This is a genomic window from Streptococcus pseudopneumoniae, assembly GCF_001072375.1.
GTDB classification, from domain to species: domain Bacteria; phylum Bacillota; class Bacilli; order Lactobacillales; family Streptococcaceae; genus Streptococcus; species Streptococcus pseudopneumoniae_L.
In genome coordinates this window covers 1-5,487 of the sequence record NZ_JVKV01000079.1, presented here as the reverse complement: position 1 = coordinate 5,487, position 5,487 = coordinate 1, and the positions used below count along the sequence as shown (strand labels likewise).

Annotated in this window: 5 protein-coding genes; 2 read left to right on the top strand and 3 right to left on the bottom strand. The window is 39.0% G+C overall.

Annotation, left to right across the window (positions count from 1 at the left end):
* Window positions 1-178 precede the first annotated feature (178 nt).
* Window positions 179-1,435 (top strand): tyrosine--tRNA ligase, encoded by a 1,257-nt coding sequence (gene tyrS / locus ADH31_RS06465; protein ID WP_000546896.1) that lies wholly within the window; start codon window positions 179-181, stop codon window positions 1,433-1,435.
* 77 nt (window positions 1,436-1,512) lie between these two features.
* Here the strand turns inward: tyrS and ADH31_RS06460 are convergent, their stop codons facing one another.
* Complete coding sequence (locus ADH31_RS06460; RefSeq protein ID WP_000008777.1) at window positions 1,513-3,573, bottom strand: heavy metal translocating P-type ATPase; 2,061 nt, start codon at window positions 3,571-3,573, stop codon at window positions 1,513-1,515.
* A gap of 1 nt (window position 3,574) precedes the next feature.
* Window positions 3,575-3,853 carry a DUF6110 family protein gene (locus ADH31_RS06455; RefSeq protein WP_000910910.1) on the bottom strand — a complete coding sequence of 93 codons (279 nt, stop codon included), beginning with the start codon at window positions 3,851-3,853 and terminating at the stop codon, window positions 3,575-3,577.
* Between the two features lie 151 nt (window positions 3,854-4,004).
* Here ADH31_RS06455 and ADH31_RS06450 point away from each other — a divergent pair, with 151 nt between their 5' ends.
* The gene (locus ADH31_RS06450) at window positions 4,005-4,853 is read left to right on the top strand and encodes a putative RNA methyltransferase (protein ID WP_049509662.1); all 849 of its coding nucleotides are present in this window, start codon (window positions 4,005-4,007) and stop codon (window positions 4,851-4,853) included.
* Window positions 4,854-4,961: 108 nt separating this feature from the next.
* Here the strand turns inward: ADH31_RS06450 and ADH31_RS10340 are convergent, their stop codons facing one another.
* A complete protein-coding gene (locus ADH31_RS10340; RefSeq protein ID WP_033586337.1) occupies window positions 4,962-5,168 on the bottom strand; it encodes a hypothetical protein in 207 nt (68 codons plus the stop codon).
* Window positions 5,169-5,487 lie beyond the last annotated feature (319 nt).

Sequence of the window (5,487 nt, the reverse complement as noted above, 5' to 3'; positions counted from 1 at the left end):
GGCTAGCTTCCTAGTTTGCTCTTTGATTTTCATTGAGTATAAGCTAGTGCTATTATACCATATTTCACTCGTTTCCAAAAAAGTCCAAGTAGCAACTTTCTTCCCGATTTTACTAGGTTATTTGCTAAGTTTGTGGTACAATAGGTAGAAACAATATTTTAAAAAGGAGAAAAGACACATGCACATTTTTGATGAGCTAAAAGAGCGTGGTTTGATTTTTCAAACGACTGATGAAGAAGCTTTGCGTAAAGCCCTAGAAGAAGGTCAAGTTTCTTATTATACTGGCTACGATCCAACTGCTGACAGCCTTCACCTAGGCCACCTTGTCGCTATCTTGACAAGTCGTCGTTTGCAGTTAGCAGGTCACAAACCTTATGCGCTCGTTGGCGGTGCTACTGGTCTCATCGGAGATCCGTCCTTCAAAGATGCTGAGCGTAGTCTCCAAACAAAAGACACAGTAGATGGCTGGGTCAAGTCTATCCAAGGACAACTTTCTCGCTTTCTTGATTTTGAAAATGGTGAAAATAAAGCTGTCATGGTCAACAACTACGACTGGTTTGGCAGCATCAGCTTCATTGACTTCCTCCGTGATATCGGAAAATACTTCACTGTCAACTACATGATGAGCAAGGAGTCTGTTAAAAAACGAATTGAAACAGGGATTTCTTACACTGAGTTTGCCTACCAAATCATGCAAGGGTACGACTTCTTTGTTTTGAACCAAGAGCACAATGTAACCCTTCAAATCGGTGGTTCTGACCAATGGGGAAATATGACTGCTGGTACAGAGTTGCTTCGTCGTAAGGCTGACAAGACTGGTCACGTTATCACTGTTCCACTCATCACAGACGCAACTGGTAAGAAATTTGGTAAATCTGAAGGAAACGCTGTTTGGCTCAACCCTGAAAAGACTTCTCCATACGAAATGTACCAATTCTGGATGAATGTTATGGACGCTGACGCTGTTCGCTTCTTGAAAATCTTTACTTTCTTGTCACTTGATGAGATTGAAGACATCCGCAAACAATTTGAAGCAGCTCCACACGAACGCTTGGCTCAAAAAGTCCTCGCTCGTGAAGTCGTAACACTTGTACATGGAGAAGAAGCCTACAAAGAAGCCCTTAACATTACTGAGCAACTATTTGCAGGAAACATCAAAAACCTTTCTGTCAAAGAGCTCAAACAAGGACTTCGTGGTGTACCAAACTACCAAGTTCAGGCAGACGAAAACCACAATATCGTGGAACTGCTCGTCTCATCTGGTGTAGTTAACTCAAAACGCCAAGCCCGTGAAGACGTCCAAAACGGAGCTATCTACGTCAACGGCGACCGCATCCAAGACCTTGACTATGTCTTGAGCGATAGCGATAAATTAGAAAATGAATTGACCGTTATCCGTCGCGGTAAGAAAAAATATTTTGTATTGACTTACTAAATTGTTCAACATTTACCTATAAACAAAGGAGTTAACCTCGATAAAGGTAACTCCTTTTTGCTGTGAATAGTCCCCACCTATCCCTTAATAGACAGGCTACGCAGTACAATGCGTAAGGTTGTTAGATTATGTAAGATAGAAAGATTTGAAGGGCTGAGCCAGTTAAACAAGCCAAAGCCAATCAAACTACTATTTACGACAACGGTATCTTGAATATTCTTCTTGATGAGTGTTTGCAAAGATGATGATAGCGAATCCAACTCTTGGAAGAAATCCAAGCGATTATCTAACAATAAGATATCACTCATCTGCTTAGAAATATCTGCACTCTCATTCATCACCACACCGATATCTGATAGGGTTAGAGCCGCTGAGTCATTCAATCCATCTCCAACCATCAAAATAGTGTGACCTGCTTTCTGCAGTTCCTCTACTAACTCAAATTTCCCATCAGGTTTCAAGTCTGTATAGACCTGATCAAAGGGCAAATCTTTGACTAATTCCTCTGTCCTAACCAGGGTGTCCCCTGTTGCCAGAATCAATTTTTTCCCTTGTGCCTTAAGTTTCTCCAAGGCTGCTTTTGCTTCTTTTCTCAAAGGAGTATGAATACAGAACATTCCAATCAATTCATTCTGGTAGGCTAAGAATAAGAGATTGTAGTGACTCTTGTACTCTTCAATTAAAGCATTTTGTTCTGAACTGATATGAATCTGCTCATCCTGCATCAAGACATAATTCCCAATAAGAACTGGTTGGCCATCTATATGAGATTTGATCCCCTTACTTGCGATATATTGGAGTTTCCCATGCATTTCCTCATGTTCAATTCCCTCTATCTCGGCTTGCTTGACGATGGCATTAGCAATAGGATGATAAATGTGTTCCTCAAGACAGGCACTGATTCTGAGAATATCTTCCTCACTATTGTCTCCAAAAGGTAACACCTTTTCAACTATCGGATAGCTAGTTGTGATTGTTCCCGTCTTATCAAATAAGAAAGTATCAACTTCCAGATATTTCTCCAGAACAGCCCCATCCTTAATCACCATTTCACGGTTCAACCCCTCCTTGATAGCTGTCAAATAAGCTACAGGAGTAGAGATTTTCAAAGCGCAGGAGAAATCGACCAATAGGAAAGAAATAGCCTTAGAAAAAGAACCTGTTAATAGGTAAGTCAGACCAGCCCCCAAGAAATTATATTTGACGACCTTATCCGCCATTTTGATGAAATAGCGTTGTTTCGTTTTCTTGTTTTCTTCAGATTTCTTCATCAACTCAATCAGTTGTAAAATCCGGCTGTTCATCTGATTATCGGTTACACGAATGCGTAACTCTCCAGTTTCTAATACTGTATTTGCACAAACCAAATCAGACTCTCTTTTTTCAACTGGAAAACTCTCTCCCGTCAAGGAACTTTCGTTGACCATACCTAAACCTGAAACTACTTGTCCATCAAACAGAATTTCATTTCCTTGAGATAATACCAAGACATCTCCTATTTGAACATTGGAACTCTTGATACTAACGACCGTATCACCCTGTACTAGGAATACATCGCTCTCTTTTGCAAGAAGACTCTGTTCTAAATCTGTTGCAGTTTTTTTCAAGGACCACTGATCTAAATGATTCCCCAAATCAAGCATAAACATGATATTGCTAGCTGTCTTGGATTGGTTCATAAACAAGGACAATAAAATCGCCGAACAGTCCAAGACCTCCATCGTTAGTTCCTTACGCGCTAGTGTTTGATAGGCTTCTCTAATATAACCCAAAGCCTGATAACAAGTCCATATATAGCGAATAGGATACGGCACAAAACTACGAAAAAGTACACGCTTAATCGCTGCACCTGAAACAATAGAATAAGCACTCTCTTCTCTACGAATGGGAAGAGTCATCAACTCAGAAACTTTCCCTTTATCAATTCTTTTTAAAAAGGCTTCTGCATTATCTAATACAGAAAAGCCTTCTTTTATGCGTAGAGTAAAGTGCTGTTGATCCATGTAAAACTGGATAGACTCAATCCCCTTTTCATCTCTCGCCAAGGAACGAAGATAGTCTTGAATATCCAAGGTGAGTGAAAAAGAAGATGATAGTCGGATATGTTGGTATCCTCTATGTAGCACTTTAAAAGACATATTATTCTCCTATAAGGCTATCTAATTGCTCTTCTTTTTTCTCTTGCTCGTACAAATATTTGGCATCTTGCAAGACATCGTCTCCATGTTGTTTCACAACAGAAACAGATGCATCTAGCCCGTCTTTCAACTTGTAAGCCTTAGCCAAAGCTTTAGAATAACCTTTTTTAGCTTCCTTACTTGCTAAGATTTTCAAACCAAGGGTACCAAATGCGACACCACCCAAAAAGAGTGATGATTTTTTCGCAACTTTTGCAACGGTTAGTACTTCTTTTAACATACTTATTTCCTCCTTATCATTATTATATAGCAATTTAGATATAAAAGCAATTTCATTCTATAAATTGGAGAATTAGTTTTATTTCTACTGAATCTCCCATTTACTTATTCCTAAAGTTGCTTTCATTTGCCTCTTTTGATACACTTAAACTATGAATACAAACCTCAAACCCAAACTCCAGCGCTTTGCTTCTGCTAGTGCTTTTGCCTGCCCTATCTGCCAAGAAAACCTGACCTTGGTAGAGTCTAGTCTCAAGTGTAACAATCGCCATTCTTTTGACCTAGCAAAATTCGGCTATGTCAATCTAGCACCTCAAATCAAGCAATCTGCCAACTACGACAAGGAAAACTTTCAAAACCGCCAGCAAATCCTAGAAGCTGGCTTTTACCAAGCTATCTTAGAGGCCATCTCTGATTTACTGTCAAACTCAAAAAATGCCAAAACAATTTTAGATATCGGTTGTGGTGAAGGTTTCTATTCTCGCAAACTCCAAGAAAGTCACTTTGACAAAACCTTCTATGCCTTTGATATTTCCAAAGATTCCGTCCAAATTGCAGCCAAAAGCGAACCCAACTGGGCAGTCAATTGGTTTGTCGGTGACCTGGCTCGTCTTCCTATAAAAGACGCCAGCATGGATATTCTGCTTGATATTTTCTCGCCTGCCAACTATGGAGAATTTCGTCGCGTTTTATCAAAAGACGGTATCTTAATCAAGGTCATCCCGACTGAAAATCACCTCAAGGAAATCCGACAAATGGTACAGGACCAGCTGACAAAAAAGGACTATTCCAACCAAGATATCAAAGAACATTTCCAAGAACATTTTACCCTCCTATCTAGCCAAACTGCCTCTCTGACTAAGACTATCACAGTAGAGCAGCTCCAAGCCCTGCTTAGTATGACGCCCCTGCTTTTTCATGTCGACCAGAGCAAGATTGATTGGAGCCAGTTAACTGAGATTACTATCGAAGCAGAGATTCTAGTCGGAAAAGCCCTGTAAACTAGTTTATGAGATAAAACCAAGCCCGCACCTCTTCTTGAGATGCGGGTTTAAAACACGATTTTTCACTGTCTTTCCGAAAAGTATAAAAAATTTTGACCTCTCCATTTATTTTCGATTTGAAATGACAAATTTATCAATAAATAGCAAGTGATATAAGGCAAGTGATGCCCCATAACAACATCCATGAAAAGAGATTTCTTGATGAGTCAGTGGAAACGAAGAACTATTACCCATATAAAGGCATGACCAAATTACAAGAAGAATCCAAAATAAATCAGTCCATTTATATTTTGAAAAATATTTTTTCCACATAAGAACACCTTCTTTCTTTACTATAATACTATTATAATACTGTTTGTAAACGAATACAAGAAATTTGAGGTAACAGCTAAGAAGAACCTTAGGCTTAAAGGTAGTACAACCAACCTTCTTAGTGTTCTCTAGGTCTGATTTTTAAATCTAGAGATTATTGACAAATTATTTTTTTTGAGACCAGTCAACCTCAAATCCATAACATTCAAAAAAAGCGAATTTCAATTGAAACTCGCTTTTTTGCTAGATAGTGTAATAACTATAAAATTTCGTATCTTATACTCAATGAAAATCAAAGAGCAAACTAGGAAACTAGCCG

Excerpts from the sequence above, each read along its gene's own strand:
- tyrS (WP_000546896.1), top strand. The coding sequence starts at position 179 with ATGCACATTTTTGATGAGCTAAAAGAGCGTGGTTTGATTTTTCAAACG.
- ADH31_RS06460 (WP_000008777.1), bottom strand. The coding sequence starts at position 3,573 with ATGTCTTTTAAAGTGCTACATAGAGGATACCAACATATCCGACTATCA.
- ADH31_RS06455 (WP_000910910.1), bottom strand. The coding sequence starts at position 3,853 with ATGTTAAAAGAAGTACTAACCGTTGCAAAAGTTGCGAAAAAATCATCA.
- ADH31_RS06450 (WP_049509662.1), top strand. The coding sequence starts at position 4,005 with ATGAATACAAACCTCAAACCCAAACTCCAGCGCTTTGCTTCTGCTAGT.
- ADH31_RS10340 (WP_033586337.1), bottom strand. The coding sequence starts at position 5,168 with ATGTGGAAAAAATATTTTTCAAAATATAAATGGACTGATTTATTTTGG.